Raw genomic sequence first — 17,891 nt, 5'->3', positions numbered from 1 at the left:
CCCTTCACCACGCCTCCAAGGCAAAACCCGGCAGCGCGACCATGTCCTTCATTCCCGATTGGGCGACCATCCTCCAGTTTGCGATCGCCACCTTCATCATCGCGATCACGCCCGGCCCCGACATGACGCTGTTCGTCGGTCGCGCCCTGTCTGAAGGCCGCAAGGCGGGTTTTGCCTGCATGGCCGGCGCAATGACCGGGATCGTCATCCACACCACGCTGGTGGCGCTCGGTCTGTCGGCGCTGATCGTCGCCTCGCCTCAGGCATTCATGGTGCTCAAGATCGCGGGCGCCGGCTACCTGGTCTGGCTCGCCTTCCAGGCGGTGACCAAGGGTTCGGCGTTCTCGCCCGACACCGCCAAGCGCGCGCCGCGCTCGGTGTTCCAGAACTGGGCGACCGGTCTCGGCATCAACCTGCTCAACCCGAAGATCATCCTGTTCTTCATGACCTTCCTGCCGCAGTTCGTGTCGGTGCACGACACCAATGCGCCGGGCAAGCTGTTCTTCCTCGGCGCCATGTTCATCGTGCTGTCGCTGCCGGTGACGGCGCCGATGGTGATCGCCGCCGACAAGTTCGCCGGCCTGCTGAAGAAGAGCCCGAAGGTGACGCGGATCGTCGACTACCTGTTTGCGGGCGTGTTTTCGGCCTTCGCGCTGAAGATCCTCACGGCGCAGGCGAAGTAGGCCGCAGCGCACCGGCGAAACGGCCGGTGACGAACCAGTAGGCGATGCCGCCGACCAGGCCGCTGCCGATGATCGACACCGGCAGCAGGGGATCGCGGTAGGCGAAGCCCTGGTCGCCGCTCTGGTAGGCGAAGCCGAGAAACACCAAGGCGACGAAGCCGCCCGACAGCGCGTAGAACAGCCAGTCGCGCTTGCCGAGCAATTCGGCGAGCAGCATGACGACGAGCGCCGGCATGAAGGCAAAATAGGCGACGAACAGCGCGGTGAAGGGGATGGTGAAGACCATCGACCCAGTCGCCACCTCCGGCGGCATGTCGGCGGCCATGAGGCCGGCCGCGCCAAGGAAGACCAGGTTGAGGAAAGCGCCGGCGGCGAGCGACGCCGCGAGATAGCCCAGCACCATGTGGGCGAACTTGCCGAGATAGAGCAGGAAGCGGCTCACGCCTCGCCGTGTCCGGCGATCATCATCGCTTCCAGCGCCAGGCGCTCGGTCTTCTTCATGCGTTCGGATTCCGACTTGAGCTGGCCGCAGGCGGCGAGGATGTCACGGCCGCGCGGTGTGCGGATCGGCGAGGCATAACCGGCATTGTTGATGTAGTCGGCGAACTTCTCGATCGTCTCCCAGTCCGAGCACTGGTAGTTGGTGCCGGGCCAGGGGTTGAACGGGATCAGGTTGATCTTTGCCGGCACGCCCTTGAGCAGCTTGACCAGCGCCTTGGCGTCCTCGAGGCTGTCGTTGACGTCCTTCAGCATCACATATTCGAAGGTGATGCGGCGCGCGTTCGACAGGCCGGGATAGGCGCGGCAGGCGTCGATCAGGTCCTTAAGCGGGTACTTCTTGTTGATCGGGACCAAAAGGTCGCGCAGATCGTCATTGGTGGCGTGCAGCGAGATCGCCAGCATGACGCCGATCTCTTCGCCGGTGCGGAAGATTTCTGGCACGACGCCCGAGGTCGACAGTGTGATGCGGCGCCTGGACAGTGCCAGGCCGTCGCCGTCGGAGGCGATCAGCAGCGCCTTCTTCACCGCCTCGAAATTGTAGAGCGGCTCGCCCATGCCCATCATGACGATGTTGGAGATCTTGCGGCCTTCGGCCGGCACGATGGCGCCGGCGGGCGTGTCGCGCTCGGGGAAATCGCCCAGCCGGTCGCGCGCCGTCATCAGCTGCGCCAGGATCTCTTCCGCCGTCAGGTTGCGCACCAGCTTCTGCGTGCCGGTGTGGCAGAACGAGCAGGTCAGCGTGCAGCCGACCTGGGACGAGATGCACAGCGTGCCGCGGCCTTCCTCGGGAATGTAGACGGTCTCGATCTCGACGGGGCGGCCGGCGCCGCGCGGCGGAAAGCGGAACAGCCACTTGCGCGTGCCGTCCGATGAAATCTGCTCCTCGACGATCTCGGGCCGCGCGATGGTGAAGTGCTTGGCAAGCTCGGCGCGCAGGTCCTTGGAGATGTTGAACATGTCGGCGAAGTCGGAGACGCCGCGGACATAGAGCCAGTGCCAGAGCTGCTGGACGCGCATCTTGGCCTGGCGTTCGGGGACGATGCCCGAGGAGACCAGCGCTTCGGCGAGTTCCTCGCGGGAGAGGCCGATCAGCTCGCCCTTGAAGGGCGCGGCCGCGCGGGCGCGCAACGCATCGCGGGTGGCATCGGTGGTGAGGTCGAGCGAAAGGGTCATTCGGGCTCAGCTAGGTTGATATAGCGGCAAATGTAGGATTTTGCCGCGACATATCACAGGTCTGGCGCTGCGTCACGTTTTGGCGGCCATGCATTTGTGCCGCAGCTTTGCAGTCTGTTAGGCAATGGCTGTGATGCTGGCTCGATGAGCAACATCCTTCACATCGTCCTGGTGGTGCTCGCCGTCAATGTTGCGGCGTTCGCTGCCTTCTGGCGCGACAAGCGCCTGGCCCGGTCCGGAGCGCGCCGAATTCCCGAGAAAACCCTGCTCTGGCTCGCCTTTGCCGGCGGCAGTCTCGGCGCCTTGTCGGCCCAGCACCTGTTCCGCCACAAGACCCGCAAGGAGCCGTTCCGGTCGCGCCTGTATGGCATCGTCCTGCTTCAGGCGGTCGCCCTCACCGCGCTGGTCATCTGGCTGATCGCGCCGCAATGGGTATCGGGCCTGCTCAACGTCGTGGGCGGCCGGGCGGTTTCGTAGATTTTCGCAACAAAAAAACCGGGCGATGGGATCGCCCGGCTTTTTCGGAAATGCACTCGAAAAGGCTTACTTGCAGGTGGCGATCGAGCTGAGCGCCGCCGAAATGCCCTTGAGCGAGAAGACGTAGTTGGTCGGGTTGCCGCGGCCCGACTTGGCCGACACCTTCATGTCGGCGCCGCCGCGCATGGCCGCGATCAGTGCCGGCTCCTCGGCGGCATTCTCGACCCAGGCAGACTTGCCCTTGGTGAACATCGAGAACGACTTGTCGCCGATGGTGACCGAGACCTTGGAGTTTGCCTGGAAATCGTAGCCGGCAATGAATTGCGGTTCGAAGGAAACCTTCTGGCCCGGGCGCTGGCTGACGAAGAAGAACATGTCGCCGTGGTTGAGCGTCGGCGGCTGCTTGTCGGTGGGCACGGTCAGGACGTAGCAGACCTTGCCGTTCTGCGCCTGGTAGCTGTAGGTGCCCCAGGCGTTGTGCTGGCCGATCTTGGTCGCCGACTGGGCGAGTGCCGGCATCGCCGACGCTGCAAGCACCAGACCAGAAATTGTAGCTATCAAACCGCGCATCGTTTTTCCTGTAGTTCATATGGAGCGGGGGCAGGCCGACTGCGCGCCCGCCCGTTGGCTTCATTTTGATTTAATCTGGGTTACCAAAGGGTGAATGGCCTTGCAGAAAGACATTTGCCGCCCTGGAACCCCGCCGTTCGGCCTGTCATGCACAGGCATCGTGTCCCTGTCGCGGTTGAAAACCACGAAAACGGCAAGAGTTTGACTTTTGATGTCAGGCTGAAACAAGGCAGCCGCGCGTCAGGGCTCGCGCGACAGGGTTTCCTTGGCGGCAAGCCGGTGGGCCGGCGTCATGTGGGCGCGCACAGCGGTGATGGCGGCCGTCAGCACGGCGATGTCGTCGGTGAAGCCGAGGCCGAGAATGACGTCGGGAATGGTGTCCGCCGGCAGGATGAAATAGCCCAGGGCGGCAAGAAGTATGCCCTTGGCGCGCAGCGGGGTGTTGTTGTCCATGGCGCAATAATAGGCCGCCACCACTTCCTCCATGAAGGGGACGTGGCGGGCGGCGGTCCTGGCTTTGCGCCAGAATTTATCGCGCACTTCGCTCTCGCTCGCCGGCGCATCGCCGCCGCGGAAGCCGTCAAAGCCGGGGATTTTCACCATCCAGACAGTCTCCTTTGCACGAATTCCTTTGCCGGAAATGTGGGAAGGAGCGAGCCCCGCTGCAAGATGCCGTCCCTCAGGAACCGAAATAGGCGTTCATTCGCTTCGCCAGCTTCAAGTCGAGTTCGGTCAGCCCGCCGGCGTCATGCGTGTTCAGCTTCACGTCGACGGTCTTGTAGACGTTCGACCAGTCGGGATGATGGTCCAGCTTCTCCGCCGCCAGGGCGACGCGGGTCATGAAGGCGAAGGCCTCGCTGAAGTTCTTGAAGACGAAACTGCGCGTCATCGACAAGCCGTTGGCTGCCAGGGTCCAGCCGCCGAGCTCGGCAATGGCTTGCGCTGCTGCGGCAGGTTCAAGTTTCTCTCTGGCCATTTCATGCTCCCGTGCTATCGAGTTCTTTCCTCCAGCATAGCGCGGGAACGATGGTCGAGAAGCCGGTAAAATCCATCCTCTTTGTCTGTCTCGGCAATATCTGCCGTTCGCCGCTGGCAGAAGGCGTGTTTCGCGCCGTTCTTGCCGAGCGCGGACTGGATGGCGAATTCACAATCGACTCCGCCGGCACCGGCGGCTGGCATGCCGGATCGGCACCGGACCCGCGCTCCATCGCCGTGGCGGCGCTGCACGGCATCGACATCGCGCCCCAGCAGGCCCGCAAGGTCGTGCCTGCCGATTTCGAGCGCTTCGACCTGATCCTCGGCATGGACCGCTCCAATGTCGACGACCTCATGGCGCTTGCGCCGCAGCAGGTGCGCGACCGCGTCGAGCTTTTCCTCGGCCATGCCACCGGCCGGCCGCAGGAGGTGCCCGATCCCTATTATGGTGGCGAAGACGGCTTCCTGGCCGTCTACCGCATGATCCGCGAGGCTTCGGAAGCGCTTGCCGACCGGATCAGCGAACCGGCGTCGGTGCCGTTGAGCGGCCAGGCTTCCTCGACGATGTAGGGGCCGCCGCCGACCGAATCGCGCGACGACATCAGCACGAAGCGGCCGACCCGGAAGGGCAGGGTTGCGAAGTTGCCACGCGCCGAGAGGTAATGCGCGACATCAAGCGGGCTGGTGTTGCGCAGCCGTGCCAGCGTGACATGCGGGGTGAACTTGCGCGGATCGGAGGGGACACCGAGCCGCTTGCAGATGCGCTCGATCTCGGCCTGCAGCGCGTTGAGCTCGGGCGAGGGCGTGACGCCGGCCCAGACCGCGTGCGGCTTCTTCTGCCCGAAGGCGCCGACACCCGTCAGGGTGAGCGGGAAGCCCGGCTTGTCGACACGGTCGAGAGCCTCGACGATCTCGTCGGCGACGTGGCCTTCGACATCGCCGATGAAGCGCAAGGTGAGATGATAGTTTTCGACGTCGATCCACCGGGCGCCCGACAGGCCGCCCCTGAGCAGGGACAGCGACAAGGCGGCATCACGCGGAATTTCGAGGGCGGTGAAAAGTCGCGGCATGGCCAGGCTCCCTTCCTCGAATCGCAATCCGTAACGTCAGCGAATCATCGATCGCAGCGCCGGGCAAGAGGTTTGTTCCGCAGTGCCCGGTTGGACAACGCCGCCGGGGCCAAAGTGTTGCAACGTTGCAAGGCGCGGTTCATTTGCCGGCAATGGCCTTCTCCACCGTCGGCAGGGCGTTCTCGACCATGCGGTCGATGCCCTGGGCATTGGGGTGCATGCCGTCCTCGAGCAGCAGCTTCGGATTGCCGGCGACACCGTCGAGGAAGAAAGGGTAGAGCGTGGCGCCGTATTTTTCGGCGAGCCTGGGATAGATCGTGCCGAACTGCTCGCCATAGGAATGGCCGAGATTGGGCGCCGCAATCATGCCGGCAAGCAGCACCGGAATGCTGCGCTCCTTGAGCCGGGCCAGCATCTTGTCGAGGTTCTGTTCGACCAGCGCTGGATCGATGCCGCGCAGCATGTCGTTGGCGCCGAGCTCGAGGATGACCAGTTGGGTCCCGTCGGGGATCGACCAGTCGAGGCGCGACAGGCCGCCGCTGGTCGTGTCGCCCGAGACACCGGCATTGGCGATCACCACATCGTGACCGCGGGTGCGTAGCGCGGCCTCCAGTTTTTCGGGAAAACCCTCGCCGGGCCCGAGCCCGAAGCCGGCCATCAGGCTGTCGCCGAAGCCGACGATGCGGAAAGGCTCGGCCCAGCCGGGGGCTGTGGCCGCAAGCATCAGGAAGGCTGCGGCAAAGAGTTGTTTGAAAGCCATAAAGTCAGACCCGATATGACGAAGACGATCCCCGCCCTTCAATTTCCATATAGGACGAATTTGCCGTGACAGAAGCCGTCATCGAACTGAGGGATGTATCGCTGACGCTGGGCCAGGGGGCTTCCTCGGTGCATGTGCTGAAGGGCGTGAGCCTCGATGTCGCGGCGGGCGAGGCGACCGGCATCGTCGGCCCCTCGGGTTCCGGCAAGTCGACGCTGCTGATGGTGCTGGCGGGCCTGGAACGGGTTGACGGCGGCACGGTGAAGATTGCCGGCGAACTGCTCAACGGCCGCAGCGAGGACCAGATCGCCGCTTTCCGCGGCCGCAACATCGGCATCGTGTTTCAGTCCTTCCACCTGATCCCCAACATGACGGCGCTGGAAAACGTTGCTGTGCCGCTGGAGCTTGCCGGCAAGCGCGATGCCTTTGCGATTGCCGAGCGCGAGCTCGCCGCCGTCGGTCTCGCCGACCGCGTCACGCATTATCCGGGCGAGCTTTCGGGCGGCGAACAGCAGCGCGTGGCGATCGCGCGGGCGCTGGCGCCGGAGCCGCGCATCCTGATCGCCGACGAGCCGACCGGCAATCTCGACCAGGCGACCGGCCGCCAGATCGCCGATCTGCTGTTTGCCAAGGCTGCCGAACGGGCGATGACGCTGGTGCTGGTGACGCACGATCCGGCACTTGCGGCGCGCTGCGACCGGCAGGTGGCGATGCGCTCGGGGCGCATCGAGGTGCCGGCCGTCGCGGACATTGCCGAAAAAGTGCGGGCGTAGGCGTCGATGCTGAAGGACTTGCCTCTCGCCTTCCGCTTTGCCGCGCGCGAGATGCGCGGCGGCCTTCGTGGCTTCATGATCTTCCTGACCTGCATCGCGCTTGGCGTCGCTGCCATCGGCGGGGTCAACTCGGTCGCGCGCGCGATCACCGCGGGCGTCGCCAGCGAAGGCCAGGCGCTGCTGGGCGGCGACATCCGCTTCCAGCTGATCCAGCGCGAGGCGACGGACACCGAAAAGACCTTCCTCGAAGGCCTCGGCACCGTCTCGCACAATGCCGGAATGCGCTCGATGGCGCGGCTGGAGGACGGTTCCGACCAGTCGCTGGTCGAGGCAAAGGCGGTCGACGATGCCTATCCGCTCTATGGGACGCTGGTCACCGAGCCGGCGCTGGCGCGCGACGAACTGTTTGCCGAGCGGTTGGGCGCCTATGGTGCCGCCGCGCCGGACCTTTTGTTCGAACGGCTCAATCTCAAGCTCGGCGACAGGATCAGGCTCGGCGGCTCGACCTTCGAGCTGAGGGCCAAGCTGGTCAATGAACCGGATGCGGTTTCCGACGGTTTCGGATTTGCCCCGCGCCTGCTGGTGTCGATGGAGGGCCTGAGCGCTTCCGGCCTGGTCCAGCCGGGCAGCCTGGTCGAACACGCCTACAAGATCCGCATGCCGGTCGGCACCAGCGAGGCCGAGGTGACTGCCGTCCGCGAACGGGCGAACGCGGAGCTGCCCGAGGCCGGCTGGAGCATCCGCACCCGCAGCAATGCGGCGCCGGCGCTCTCGGCCAACATCGAGCGCTTCACACAGTTCCTGACGCTGGTCGGGCTGACCTCGCTGGTGGTAGGCGGCGTCGGCGTGGCCAATGCCGTGCGCGCCTATCTCGACGGCAAGCGCGGCGTCATCGCCACCTTCAAGAGCCTCGGCGCCTCCGGCGGCTTCGTTCTGTCGGTCTATCTCATCCAGATCCTGCTGATCGCCGGCTTCGGCATCGCCGTCGGCCTGGTTCTCGGCGCGCTGATGCCGTTTGCGGCGAGCGCAGCGCTGCAGTCGGTCATCCCGGTGCCGGCGGAAGCCGGCGTCTATCCCGCCGCATTGGGCATGGCCGCGCTGTTCGGCGTGCTGGTGACGCTGGCCTTTGCCATCCTGCCGCTGGGCCGCGCCCGCGACGTACCGGCAACGGCGCTATTCCGCGAGATGGGCTTCGAGGGCCGCGGCCTGCCACGGCTGGTCTACATCGGCACCGCGGTTGGCATCGCGGCGGCGCTGGCATTGCTTGCGATCTGGTTCGCCGGCGATCGCCGCATCGCCACCATCTTCGTCGGCGCGACGGTGTTTTCATTCCTGGTGCTGCGCGTGGTGGCGGTCGCGGTGCAATCGCTGGCGCGCAAGAGCCCGCGCGTGCGCTCGACGGCGCTCCGGCTTGCCGTCGGTAACATCCACCGGCCCGGCGCGCTGACGCCGTCGGTGGTGCTGTCGCTCGGCCTCGGGCTGACGCTGCTGGTGACGCTGGCGCTGATCGACGGCAATCTGCGCCGCCAGATCGCCGGCAGCCTGCCGGAGCGAGCGCCGAACTTCTTCTTCGTCGACATCCAGCCGGGCGAGGTCGACGATTTCGCCAAGTTGGTCGAGGCCGAAGCGCCCGGCGGCAAGCTGGTGCGGGTGCCGATGCTGCGCGGCCGGGTGATGGCGCTGAACGGCACCGACGTGCAGAAGCTCAACGTGCCGCCGGAGGGCGCCTGGGTGTTGCGCGGCGACCGCGGCCTGACCTACGCCAAGAACATCCCGGAAAATTCGACGCTGTCGCAAGGCGCGTGGTGGCCGGCAGACTATTCGGGCGAGCCGCTGGTGTCGTTTTCGGCGCAGGAGGCCGGCGAACTCGGCCTCAAGCTCGGCGACATGGTGACGGTCAACGTGCTGGGCCGCAACGTGACGGCGAAGATTGCCAATTTCCGCGAGGTGCAGTGGGAATCGATGGGCATCAACTTCGTCATGGTGTTTTCGCCCAACACGTTCGCCGGCGCACCGCACAGCTGGCTGGCCACGCTGACCGAAGACAAGGCGGCGCCTGCCGACGAAGCCAGGATCCTGAACGCGGTGACACGCAGCTATCCGGCGATCACCACGGTTCGCGTCAAGGATGCGCTCGACGTCGTCAACCGGCTCGTCGCCCAGCTTGGCACCGCGATCCGCGCGGCCGCCGGCGTGGCGCTGATCGCTTCGGTGCTGGTGCTGGCAGGGGCGCTCGCGGCGGGCAATCGCGCCCGGGTCCACGATGCGGTGATATTGAAGACGCTGGGGGCGACGCGGCGGACGCTGATCTCGGCCTTTTCGCTGGAGTACATGCTGATCGGGCTTGCCACCGCGGTCTTCGCGCTCGCCGCAGGCGGCGTCGCGGCCTGGTTCGTCGTGGCCCGAATCATGACCTTGCCGTCGTCCTTCCTGCCCGAGGTGGCGATCGCGACGATCGTCTTCGCCCTGGTGCTGACGGTCGGCTTCGGTCTCGTCGGCACCTGGCGCGTGCTCGGCCACAAGGCGGCGCCGGTGTTGCGCAGCGAGTAGGGAAATGCCGCCGAGGGCTGGACTTCAACGACATTTGTATGAGAAATGTGCCCTCACAGCGGGTTTCAGGCCGTAACGGGCCTTGTTCTGGCCTGAAAGAATCATCATATTTCGGCGGAGGCATGCTGGAGCCCCGCCAGCGGCGCCTGGGTTTCGGCCTGACACCCGACGGGGCAGAAGCAACAGAGGAAACCATGTCCGACTTCAGAAATTACCAGACGCGCACGGCGACGGCAGGCAGCCGCGTCGACGCGTCGATCGACGAGGGCCTGCGCGCCTATATGCTGAAGGTTTACAACCTGATGGCGCTCGGCCTCGCAATCACCGGCCTAGCCGCGTTCGGCACGATGATGCTGGCGACCACCAATGACCCCGCCACTGCCGTCGCCACGATGGGCAACGGCAAGATGCTGACCAGCCTCGGCGTCGCGCTCTATGGTTCGCCGCTGAAGTGGGTCGTCATGCTGGCTCCGCTCGGCATGGTGTTCTTCCTGAGCGCCCGCATCCAGTCGATGAGCACCTCGGGCGCGCAGACCGCGTTCTGGGTCTTCGCCGGCCTGATGGGCCTGTCGCTGTCGTCGATCTTCCTGGTCTACACCAGCGCCAGCATCGTGCAGACCTTCTTCGTGACCGCTGCCGCCTTCGGCGCGCTGTCGCTGTTCGGCTACACGACCAAGCGTGACCTGACCGCCATGGGCTCGTTCCTGATCATGGGCGTGTTCGGCATCCTGATCGCGATGGTGGTCAACATCTTCCTGCAGTCGTCGGCCCTGCAGTTCGCCATCTCGGCGATCGGCGTGCTGGTGTTCTCGGGCCTGACCGCCTACGACACGCAGAAGATCAAGGAAATGTATTTCGACGGCGACGACGTGCTCGTCTCCGGCCGCAAGGCGATCATGGGCGCGCTCACGCTCTATCTCGACTTCATCAACCTGTTCTCGTTCCTGCTGTCGTTCCTGGGCAACCGCGAATAACGCACCGAGACCTGGACCATCAGACTTTCGAAGGGCGGCCCAACGGCCGCCCTTTTCATTTGGGCCAAGCTTTGCTCTAATGGAGGCAGCAGAATGGATTGCCTAAATTATGAGCATTTCGATACGACACACGCTGCCTGAAGACCTCGACCGGATCACCGGGATCTATGCCGACGCAGTGCTCAACGGCACCGCAAGCTACGAGCTGGAGGTGCCGACGCGCGCGGAAATGGGCGTGCGCTACGATGCGCTGATGGAGGGTGGCTACCCCTATCTCGTCGCCGAACGCGACGGCGTCGTCCTGGGCTACGCCTATGCCGGCCCGTTCCGGGCGCGGCCGGCCTATCGGTTCATCGTCGAGGATTCGATCTATGTCGCGCCCGAGGCCAAGGGCGCGGGTCTCGGCAAGGCTTTGATGCAGGCGCTGATCGACGAGTGCACGGTGCTCGGCTTCCGCCAGATCATCGCCGTGATCGGCGACGGCCATGCCGACAGCGCCTCCGTCAGGCTACATGAAAGGGTCGGCTTCCACCATACCGGCCGGATGGAGGGCTCGGGCTACAAGCATGGCCGCTGGCTCGACACCGTATTCATGCAATTGGCGATGAATGGCGGTGCCACGCTTCCGCCCGATGCCAATTCGATGCCGGAGCGCCGCTTCGTGGCGAAGGGCGGCAAGGGCTAGGGTCAGCCCGGCCCCTCGATCAGCGGCACGAAACGCACGTCGACCAATGGGCGCTGGGTGTAGTCGCTGTCGCTGGTGCGCACGATCTTCATCAGCGTCTGGTCACCGAGCGGCCCGAGCGGCAGGACCAGCCGGCCGCCGACTGCCAGCTGCTCTTTCCAGGCCGGCGGCACCTTGCGGGTGCCGGCCGCCGACAGAATGGCATCGAACGGCGCTTGCCCGGCGCACCCTGCCGTGCCGTCGCCCGAGATGACTTCGACATTCGCATAGCCGAGGCGCTGCAGCCGCGCCGTCGCTTGCGCGGCCAACGTGGCCAAGCGCTCGATGGTGACGACGTGCCCGGCGATTTCGGCCATTACCGCCGCCGCGTAACCCGAGCCGGCGCCGATCTCCAGAACCTTGCTTGCTCCCGTCAGTCCCGCCGCCTCTGCCATCAGCGCGACGATGTAGGGCTGGGAGATGGTCTGGCCGTGGGCGATGGGCAGCGCCGTGTCGTCGTAGGCGTAGTCGCGCAGCGCCTCGGGCACGAATTCTTCGCGCGGTACGGCCGACAGCGCCTCGAGCACCGCCAGATCGCGTATGCCGCGCCGGGCGATCTGGTATTCGACCATTCTGAGGCGCGCTGCGCGGTAGTCGATCATGGCCTGCCTGCCGTTGCCAATTAACCGGCATGTGGGCGCGAAGTTCCCGGTCGTGCGGAGTTGCCGCAACGTCCGCTTGATGTTGCGGCGCGACGGGTCATGTTGCATTGCACAAAACGCAAAGCTCCTATGCAATATCAACACTTTAAAACCAGGCACAGCGGAGCTAGATATGGGTCATCGAATTTGTCGGGCCTACCTCCTCCCAGGTTTCCGACGAATAGGTCAGCGCCTACCTCCTCCCAGACGCTGGCCACCAATACGACACCCGCCGGACCTCCTCCCCCGGCGGGTGTTGTTTTTTCAGCCTCCCCCCCCCATCGACAATTTCCGTGGCGCGCCACTTGGGCCGCGACCTGCACTTTCCAGCGGTTTGTGGACCACACCGTGCCAATTCGCCGTCCAGAGCCTCTGGCGCTGCGACTGGTGTGGCGTTCCGGTGCCCGATCGGGCTATAGGCAGTGCCAAGCGTCTCCCGGCCAAGCCTGCGGAGATACGAAACGATGAAGCCCCGGCCGGCGACAAGCAAAAACAGACACGCAGATGGCCGCGGGTGGTGAGGAACGAGGAAAGGTAATCAGCATGAACGTGACCAGCGAAACCGCTGCCCTTCTCGAGCGCCTGGGCGTTGCCAAGGCCGATTTCAGCGGCGGCGACCTGATCGTGCGCAGCCCGGTGACCGGCGAACAGATCGGCGCGCTGACGTCGATCTCGCCTGCCGAAGCCGGCAAGGCCATCGAACGCGCCGACGCGGCCTTCAAGACCTGGCGCAACGTGCCGGCGCCGAAGCGCGGCGAACTCGTGCGCCTGCTCGGCGAGGAACTGCGCGCCGCCAAGACCGACCTCGGCCGGCTGGTGTCGATCGAAGTCGGCAAGATCCCGTCGGAAGGCCTGGGCGAAGTCCAGGAAATGATCGACATCTGCGACTTCGCCGTCGGCCTGTCGCGCCAGCTCTATGGCCTGACCATCGCCACCGAACGCGCCGGCCATCGCATGATGGAGACCTGGCACCCGCTCGGCGTCGTCGGCGTCATTTCCGCTTTCAACTTCCCGGTTGCGGTGTGGTCGTGGAATGCGGCGCTTGCCTTCGTCTGCGGCAACTCGGTGGTGTGGAAGCCTTCGGAAAAGACGCCGCTGACCGCGCTCGCCTGCGAAGCGATCTTCAAGCGCGCCGCGGCCCGCTTCGGCGCTGACGCGCCCGAGGGCCTGTCGCAGGTGCTGATCGGCGACCGCGCCGTCGGCGAAGTGCTCGTCGACCACCCCAAGGTGCCGCTGGTTTCGGCGACCGGTTCGACCCGCATGGGCCGCGACGTCGGCCCGCGCCTGGCCAAGCGTTTTGCCCGCGCCATCCTCGAACTCGGCGGCAACAATGCCGGCATCGTCTGCCCGACCGCCAATCTCGACATGGCGCTGCGGGCGATTGCCTTCGGTGCCATGGGCACCGCCGGCCAGCGCTGCACCACCATGCGCCGCCTTTTCGTGCATGACAGCGTCTATGACGCGCTCGTGCCGCGCCTGAAGAAGGCCTATGAGAGTGTTTCGGTGGGTAGCCCGCTCGAGACCTCGGCGCTCGTCGGTCCGCTGATCGACAAGGGTGCCTTCGACGGCATGCAGAAGGCGCTGAAGGAAGCCGCCGGACATGGCGGCAAGGTCACCGGCGGCGTTCGCGTCGACCAGGGCCATGACGGCGCCTACTACGTCAAGCCGGCGCTGGTGGAGATGCCGGGCCAGGTCGGCCCGGTGCTGGAAGAGACCTTCGCGCCGATCCTCTACGTCATGAAGTATTCCGACTTCGACGCCGTGCTCGACGCCCACAACGCAGTCGGCGCCGGCCTATCGTCGTCGATCTTCACGCTCGACCTGCAGGAGGCCGAGCGCTTCCTGTCTGTCGAGGGGTCGGACTGCGGCATCGCCAATGTCAATATCGGCACTTCGGGCGCCGAGATCGGCGGCGCGTTCGGCGGCGAGAAGGAGACCGGCGGCGGTCGCGAGAGCGGCTCTGACGCCTGGCGCGCCTATATGCGCCGCGCCACCAACACGGTGAACTACTCCAAGGCGCTGCCGCTGGCACAGGGCGTGTCGTTCGACATCGACTGAGAGCCACTAGGCCTGTCAGAAACCGGAGCGCCGCCCGCGAAAGCAGGCGGCGCTTTTTCTTTGCGCCGGTCATCAAGCTTGACGGCGTGGCGGCGAAGCGGCTCAGATCGTGGCGCAAGCAAAGCGGAGCGGACATGGTCGAACTCAGCACAAGCGGCAGCGGCCGCTTCGACGGCACTATCGAGACGGTCGAGATGCATACCGGCGGCGAGCCGGTGCGCATCGTCACCGCGGGCTACCCGCCGATCCCCGGCGCGACGATCCTGGACAAGCGCCGCCATGCCCGCGAAAAGCTCGACCACCTGCGCAGGCTGATCGTGTTCGAGCCGCGCGGGCATTACGACATGTATGGCGTGATCCCGGTCGAGCCGGACCTGCCCAATGCCGACATGGCGGTGCTGTTCGTGCACAATGAGGGCTATTCGACGATGTGCGGCCACGCCACCATCGCGCTCGGCCGCTATGCGGTCGACCATGGCATCGTCGCGCCGCAGGTGCCGGTGACCGAGGTAAGGCTGCAATGCCCGTGCGGGCTGGTGACGGTCCGGGTCGAGGTCGAAAGGACAGCGGATGGTTTTGCCACGGGTGCCGCGTCCTTCGAGAGCGTGCCATCCTTTGCCTTCGCGCTCGACCAGGCCATCGAGGTGCCGGGACTGGGCAGGGTGACGTTCGATCTCGGCTATGGCGGCGCCTTCTATGCGCTGGTCGAGGCCGCTTCGCTGGGGCTCGATCTCAAGACGACGCCGCTCGACCGGCTTGTCGATGCCGCCGACCGCATCACCAAGGCGGTGGCGAAAGGCCTGCCGCTCGAGCATCCCGACGATCCTGATCTCGCCTTTCTCTATGGCACCATCCTGACCGATGGCGGCAATGGGGCGTTGGATCCGACGCGCAATCTCTGCGTCTTCGCCGAGCGCGAGGTCGACCGCAGCCCGACGGGTTCCGGCGTGTCGGCGCGTGTCGCGGTCGCCATGGCACGGGGCGAACTCGCCGTCGGCGACCCGCGCCGCTTCGAGAGCGTCACCGGCGCCATCTTTTCCGGCAAGGCGGTGCGGGCCGACAAGGCCGGGCGGTTCGACGCCGTTCGCGTCGAGGTCGGCGGCCGCGCCTTCTATTCGGGACGCTCGAGCTTCTCGATCGAGGCGGGCGACGAACTGGGCCGCGGCTTCCTGCTGCGATAGTGCGCCAGGTCAAAGAATATGTCGCAGTTTTCGGCAATTCTCCGGGCCTGCCGATGATGCTATCAATTCGGCATCGAAGCTGAGGATCGGGCCGCTTGGTCGTGTTTCGCCGCCAGGGATGGGGATTCGGGGTCGCGCTTGCCGCGGCGCTGATGCTCGTCATGCAGACGGCAACCGCGGCGCTGGCGATCGGGCAAGGCACGCCGCCGCTCGACATCTTCGGCAACCCGCTCTGCATCACCTCGGCTACCGACCACACCGCACCCGCCAAGAGCGACCATCCGAGCCTGCCGGAATGCTGCACACTCGGCTGCAACATGTTCTCGGTCGGATCGGCCATGCCGTCCGAAGGCGTGGCCCTGCCGGTCACGCTGCCGTTCCACTTGGCCAGCGGCCTCGTTCCGGCGCGGCTCGATCCGCCGACTGCCGCCAAGCACGATCCCGGCAGTCCGCGCGCGCCGCCGCCGGCCGCCTGAGATTGCCGCGACGACCGCGGCTCGATGAATTTCACCTCAGACCCATCACGCGCCACGACAGCTGGCGCAGCCATTCCATATCGGAGTTCCCATGACCAATTCCGCTCGCGCCCTCGTGCGCCCGTTGTTCCGCAGCTTCGAGGAACGCCTCGGCATCGTCGCCTTTGCAGCGATGCTGCTGTTTGCCTCGACCCATGGGCTGCTCGCCCACGGCTTCAAGGCCGGCGATATCGAGATCGGCCACCCCTGGTCGCGCGCCACGCCGGCCGGTGCCAAGGTTGCCGCGGGTTATCTCACCGTCAAGAACAACGGTGCTGAAGCCGACCGGCTCGTCTCAATCCAGTCGGATGTTTCCGAGAAGGCCGAAATCCACGAAATGGCAGTCGACGCCAAGGGCGTGATGACCATGCGCCAGGTGACCGGCGGCGTGGAGATCCCGGCCGGCGGCGAAGTCGCGCTCAAGCCGGGCGCCTATCACATCATGTTCATGGGCCTGAAGGCGCCGGTGAAGGAGGGTGACAAATTCTCCGGCACGCTGACCTTCGAAAAGGCCGGCACGGTGACGGTCGAGTTCCAGGCCGACAAGATGGGCGGCCAGAGCCAAGACCACTCCGGTCACTGAACGCCATGGGCGCGCGCTTTCCTTCCCTTGTCCGGGGCGGCATTGCCGGCGACGGCGCGCGCCTTGAAACCTTGCTGGCCCGTATCCTGCTCGCCGGCATGATCTTTTTCGGCGGCACGCTGGTTGCCGCTGCCCATGCCTCGCTGCTGCGTGCCGTGCCGGCAGAGGGCACGGTGGTGCAACTGTTGCCGCCGCAGGCGACGTTGACCTTCAGCGAGCCTGTGACGGCGCTGGTCATCGAGCTTTTGCGGCCGGATGGCAGTTCAGCCCGGCTCGTCGGAAATGTTTCGGGTGCCAGCCTGACTGTTGCCTTGCCGGCCAATGATGCCGTCAACGGCACCTACCTGCTGTCGTGGCGGGTGGTTTCGGACGACGGCCATCCGGTCGGCGGTTTCTCGCGCTTTTCGGTCGGCAGCCCCAGCGCCACGCCGCCGCAACCGCCGGAGCTGAACGACCCGACTTTGCGGGCCGCCCTGTGGGCGGCGAAATTCACGCTCTATCTCGGCCTTTTCCTCGGCGCCGGCGGGGCATTCGCCCTGGCCTGGCTCGCGCCCGGGAATCGCCACGGCATGGTTGCCGTTACCGCCTTCACGGCTCTCGGTCTCGTTGCCGCCCCGATCTCGTTCGGCCTGCAGGGGCTCGATGCGCTCGGCGCGCCGCTCGGGCTGTTCGGCCAGCCGGTGACCTGGCAGGCGGCGGCCGCGACCAGCTACGCGTACACCGCGGCGGTCGCCTTCATGGCGCTGGCGTTCGCGCTGCTGGCGCTGGCGAGCGAGGGCGCGTTGGCACGCGGGCTGGCGCTCGCCGCGCTCGCCGGTACGGGTGCAGCACTCGCCGCAAGCGGGCATGCCAGTGCGGCCGCGCCGCAGTGGCTGACGCGGCCGATGGTCTTCATCCATGGCGCGGGCATTGCCTTCTGGGCCGGCGCCCTCGTGCCGCTCTGTCTCGCCAGCCGCCGCCATGCGCCCGAAGCCGGCGCGGCCTTGGGCCGTTTCTCCACCGCGATCCCTTATGTGGTCGCTGCGCTGATTGCCGCCGGCGTGGTGCTCGCCGTCGTCCAGGTCGAGGACGTCCGGGCCCTGTGGCAGACGGCCTACGGCAGGCTGCTGCTGGTCAAGCTGGCTCTGGTCGTGCCGCTGCTGCTGCTAGCCGCCGCCAACCGCTGGAAGCTCACCAAGCCGTCGATGACCGGGCAGCCGCAGGCGCAGCGCCTGATGTCGCGCAACATCATCGTCGAGACGCTGATCATGGCGGCGATCCTTGCCGTGGTAGCCGGCTTCCGCTTCACGCCGCCGCCGCGCGTGCTGGCGATCGAAGCGGCCGAGCCGGCGACGTTTCATGTTCACACGCCAGAGGCGATGGCCGATTTCAGTCTCACGCCGGGACGAGCCGGCGTGGTCAGTGCCTCGATGGTGATCATGACGGGCGATTTCGGTCCGCTCGACGCGCGCAGCGTGACGCTGCGCATGGATCATGCGGAAGCCGCGGCACCGATCAGTGCCGGCGCGTACAAGCCGGGCGACGGCACCTGGCGTGTCGACGGGCTGGAGGTGCCGGTAGCCGGGACATGGACGGCGTCGATCGACGTCGAGATTTCAGAGACGCAACGCTTGACGCTGACCAGCGAGATTACCATCCGCCCATAGAATCGAGGCGGACGGGGCCAACTGGCCGATCGGCGCT

The 17,891-nt window shown here is 66.0% G+C and carries 20 protein-coding genes; 12 read left to right on the top strand and 8 right to left on the bottom strand.

Annotated elements, in window-relative coordinates:
- Nucleotides 1–41 precede the first annotated feature (41 nt).
- Entirely contained in the window at nucleotides 42–683 is a 642-nt protein-coding gene (locus GGR00_RS21630; protein ID WP_055972839.1) for a LysE family translocator, read from the top strand.
- Here the strand turns inward: GGR00_RS21630 and GGR00_RS21625 are convergent.
- Both GGR00_RS21625 and rlmN read right to left on the bottom strand, forming a co-directional pair.
- Entirely contained in the window at nucleotides 664–1,125 is a 462-nt protein-coding gene (locus GGR00_RS21625; protein ID WP_184701093.1) for a hypothetical protein, read from the bottom strand. The genes GGR00_RS21630 and GGR00_RS21625 overlap by 20 nt on opposite strands.
- Entirely contained in the window at nucleotides 1,122–2,357 is a 1,236-nt protein-coding gene (gene rlmN / locus GGR00_RS21620) for a dual-specificity RNA methyltransferase RlmN (RefSeq protein ID WP_184701091.1), read from the bottom strand. The genes GGR00_RS21625 and rlmN overlap by 4 nt, the downstream gene beginning before the upstream one ends.
- Before the next feature lie 144 nt (nucleotides 2,358–2,501).
- Between rlmN and GGR00_RS21615 the strand changes: the two genes are divergently transcribed.
- The gene (locus GGR00_RS21615) at nucleotides 2,502–2,834 is read left to right on the top strand and encodes a DUF1294 domain-containing protein (RefSeq protein ID WP_184701089.1); all 333 of its coding nucleotides are present in this window, start codon (nucleotides 2,502–2,504) and stop codon (nucleotides 2,832–2,834) included.
- Between the two features lie 66 nt (nucleotides 2,835–2,900).
- Here the strand turns inward: GGR00_RS21615 and GGR00_RS21610 are convergent, their stop codons facing one another.
- The 3 genes from GGR00_RS21610 to GGR00_RS21600 form a co-directional block, all read right to left on the bottom strand.
- Nucleotides 2,901–3,404 (bottom strand): invasion associated locus B family protein, encoded by a 504-nt coding sequence (locus GGR00_RS21610; RefSeq protein ID WP_055972826.1) that lies wholly within the window; start codon nucleotides 3,402–3,404, stop codon nucleotides 2,901–2,903.
- 240 nt (nucleotides 3,405–3,644) lie between these two features.
- On the bottom strand, nucleotides 3,645–4,007 hold the full coding sequence (locus GGR00_RS21605) for a YkvA family protein (RefSeq protein WP_055972823.1): 363 nt from the start codon (nucleotides 4,005–4,007) through the stop codon (nucleotides 3,645–3,647).
- A 76-nt stretch (nucleotides 4,008–4,083) separates the two neighbouring features.
- Nucleotides 4,084–4,380, bottom strand: a complete 297-nt coding sequence (locus GGR00_RS21600) for a 4a-hydroxytetrahydrobiopterin dehydratase (protein WP_184701087.1) — start codon at nucleotides 4,378–4,380, stop codon at nucleotides 4,084–4,086.
- 50 nt (nucleotides 4,381–4,430) lie between these two features.
- Between GGR00_RS21600 and GGR00_RS21595 the strand changes: the two genes are divergently transcribed.
- Nucleotides 4,431–4,949 (top strand): low molecular weight protein-tyrosine-phosphatase, encoded by a 519-nt coding sequence (locus GGR00_RS21595; RefSeq protein WP_184701085.1) that lies wholly within the window; start codon nucleotides 4,431–4,433, stop codon nucleotides 4,947–4,949.
- Here GGR00_RS21595 and thpR read toward each other — a convergent pair.
- Together thpR and GGR00_RS21585 are read right to left on the bottom strand one after the other, a co-directional pair.
- A complete protein-coding gene (thpR, locus tag GGR00_RS21590) occupies nucleotides 4,853–5,449 on the bottom strand; it encodes an RNA 2',3'-cyclic phosphodiesterase (RefSeq protein ID WP_184701083.1) in 597 nt (198 codons plus the stop codon). The two genes, GGR00_RS21595 and thpR, sit on opposite strands and share 97 nt — an antisense overlap.
- 139 nt (nucleotides 5,450–5,588) lie before the next feature.
- Entirely contained in the window at nucleotides 5,589–6,209 is a 621-nt protein-coding gene (locus GGR00_RS21585) for an arylesterase (protein WP_184701081.1), read from the bottom strand.
- 65 nt (nucleotides 6,210–6,274) lie between these two features.
- On the opposite strand from GGR00_RS21585, the gene GGR00_RS21580 reads away from it, so the two are divergent.
- The 4 genes from GGR00_RS21580 to GGR00_RS21565 all read left to right on the top strand — a co-directional run bounded on the left by GGR00_RS21580 (nucleotide 6,275) and on the right by GGR00_RS21565 (nucleotide 11,191).
- Complete coding sequence (locus GGR00_RS21580; RefSeq protein WP_055972811.1) at nucleotides 6,275–6,982, top strand: ABC transporter ATP-binding protein; 708 nt, start codon at nucleotides 6,275–6,277, stop codon at nucleotides 6,980–6,982.
- A gap of 6 nt (nucleotides 6,983–6,988) precedes the next feature.
- Complete coding sequence (locus tag GGR00_RS21575) at nucleotides 6,989–9,532, top strand: ABC transporter permease (protein ID WP_184701079.1); 2,544 nt, start codon at nucleotides 6,989–6,991, stop codon at nucleotides 9,530–9,532.
- 194 nt (nucleotides 9,533–9,726) lie between these two features.
- On the top strand, nucleotides 9,727–10,506 hold the full coding sequence (locus GGR00_RS21570) for a Bax inhibitor-1/YccA family protein (RefSeq protein WP_055973072.1): 780 nt from the start codon (nucleotides 9,727–9,729) through the stop codon (nucleotides 10,504–10,506).
- Between the two features lie 106 nt (nucleotides 10,507–10,612).
- Nucleotides 10,613–11,191, top strand: a complete 579-nt coding sequence (locus tag GGR00_RS21565) for a GNAT family N-acetyltransferase (RefSeq protein WP_377863914.1) — start codon at nucleotides 10,613–10,615, stop codon at nucleotides 11,189–11,191.
- 2 nt (nucleotides 11,192–11,193) lie between these two features.
- Here GGR00_RS21565 and GGR00_RS21560 read toward each other — a convergent pair whose 3' ends face one another.
- Nucleotides 11,194–11,832 carry a protein-L-isoaspartate(D-aspartate) O-methyltransferase gene (locus GGR00_RS21560; RefSeq protein WP_184701075.1) on the bottom strand — a complete coding sequence of 213 codons (639 nt, stop codon included), beginning with the start codon at nucleotides 11,830–11,832 and terminating at the stop codon, nucleotides 11,194–11,196.
- A 582-nt stretch (nucleotides 11,833–12,414) separates the two neighbouring features.
- On the opposite strand from GGR00_RS21560, the gene amaB reads away from it, so the two are divergent.
- The 5 genes from amaB (at nucleotide 12,415) to GGR00_RS21535 (ending at nucleotide 17,854) form a co-directional block, all read left to right on the top strand.
- Nucleotides 12,415–13,929 carry an L-piperidine-6-carboxylate dehydrogenase gene (gene amaB / locus GGR00_RS21555; protein WP_184701073.1) on the top strand — a complete coding sequence of 505 codons (1,515 nt, stop codon included), beginning with the start codon at nucleotides 12,415–12,417 and terminating at the stop codon, nucleotides 13,927–13,929.
- A gap of 134 nt (nucleotides 13,930–14,063) precedes the next feature.
- The gene (locus tag GGR00_RS21550; protein WP_210315104.1) at nucleotides 14,064–15,110 is read left to right on the top strand and encodes a proline racemase family protein; all 1,047 of its coding nucleotides are present in this window, start codon (nucleotides 14,064–14,066) and stop codon (nucleotides 15,108–15,110) included.
- Nucleotides 15,111–15,205: 95 nt separating this feature from the next.
- Nucleotides 15,206–15,586: a hypothetical protein gene (locus GGR00_RS21545; RefSeq protein ID WP_055972794.1), complete on the top strand. Its 381-nt coding sequence runs from the start codon at nucleotides 15,206–15,208 to the stop codon at nucleotides 15,584–15,586.
- A gap of 91 nt (nucleotides 15,587–15,677) precedes the next feature.
- Nucleotides 15,678–16,208 carry a copper chaperone PCu(A)C gene (locus tag GGR00_RS21540; RefSeq protein WP_055972791.1) on the top strand — a complete coding sequence of 177 codons (531 nt, stop codon included), beginning with the start codon at nucleotides 15,678–15,680 and terminating at the stop codon, nucleotides 16,206–16,208.
- Between the two features lie 5 nt (nucleotides 16,209–16,213).
- Entirely contained in the window at nucleotides 16,214–17,854 is a 1,641-nt protein-coding gene (locus tag GGR00_RS21535) for a copper resistance CopC/CopD family protein (RefSeq protein ID WP_184701071.1), read from the top strand.
- Nucleotides 17,855–17,891: the final 37 nt, after the last annotated feature.

The sequence above is a fragment of the Aminobacter aganoensis genome, from assembly GCF_014206975.1.
Lineage (GTDB): Bacteria > Pseudomonadota > Alphaproteobacteria > Rhizobiales > Rhizobiaceae > Aminobacter > Aminobacter aganoensis.
The sequence above is the reverse complement of the archived record's forward strand: the minus strand, read 5'-3'. Positions and strand labels throughout refer to the sequence as shown.

Bases quoted from the DNA above. Each gene is read 5' to 3' on its own strand.
- GGR00_RS21605 (WP_055972823.1), bottom strand. From the start codon at position 4,007: ATGGTGAAAATCCCCGGCTTTGACGGCTTCCGCGGCGGCGATGCGCCG.
- GGR00_RS21540 (WP_055972791.1), top strand. From the start codon at position 15,678: ATGACCAATTCCGCTCGCGCCCTCGTGCGCCCGTTGTTCCGCAGCTTC.
- GGR00_RS21630 (WP_055972839.1), top strand. From the start codon at position 42: ATGTCCTTCATTCCCGATTGGGCGACCATCCTCCAGTTTGCGATCGCC.
- GGR00_RS21570 (WP_055973072.1), top strand. From the start codon at position 9,727: ATGTCCGACTTCAGAAATTACCAGACGCGCACGGCGACGGCAGGCAGC.
- GGR00_RS21535 (WP_184701071.1), top strand. From the start codon at position 16,214: ATGGGCGCGCGCTTTCCTTCCCTTGTCCGGGGCGGCATTGCCGGCGAC.
- GGR00_RS21610 (WP_055972826.1), bottom strand. From the start codon at position 3,404: ATGCGCGGTTTGATAGCTACAATTTCTGGTCTGGTGCTTGCAGCGTCG.
- GGR00_RS21585 (WP_184701081.1), bottom strand. From the start codon at position 6,209: ATGGCTTTCAAACAACTCTTTGCCGCAGCCTTCCTGATGCTTGCGGCC.
- GGR00_RS21550 (WP_210315104.1), top strand. From the start codon at position 14,064: ATGGTCGAACTCAGCACAAGCGGCAGCGGCCGCTTCGACGGCACTATC.
- rlmN (WP_184701091.1), bottom strand. From the start codon at position 2,357: ATGACCCTTTCGCTCGACCTCACCACCGATGCCACCCGCGATGCGTTG.
- thpR (WP_184701083.1), bottom strand. From the start codon at position 5,449: ATGCCGCGACTTTTCACCGCCCTCGAAATTCCGCGTGATGCCGCCTTG.
- GGR00_RS21595 (WP_184701085.1), top strand. From the start codon at position 4,431: ATGGTCGAGAAGCCGGTAAAATCCATCCTCTTTGTCTGTCTCGGCAAT.
- GGR00_RS21560 (WP_184701075.1), bottom strand. From the start codon at position 11,832: ATGATCGACTACCGCGCAGCGCGCCTCAGAATGGTCGAATACCAGATC.
- GGR00_RS21615 (WP_184701089.1), top strand. From the start codon at position 2,502: ATGAGCAACATCCTTCACATCGTCCTGGTGGTGCTCGCCGTCAATGTT.
- amaB (WP_184701073.1), top strand. From the start codon at position 12,415: ATGAACGTGACCAGCGAAACCGCTGCCCTTCTCGAGCGCCTGGGCGTT.
- GGR00_RS21600 (WP_184701087.1), bottom strand. From the start codon at position 4,380: ATGGCCAGAGAGAAACTTGAACCTGCCGCAGCAGCGCAAGCCATTGCC.
- GGR00_RS21575 (WP_184701079.1), top strand. From the start codon at position 6,989: ATGCTGAAGGACTTGCCTCTCGCCTTCCGCTTTGCCGCGCGCGAGATG.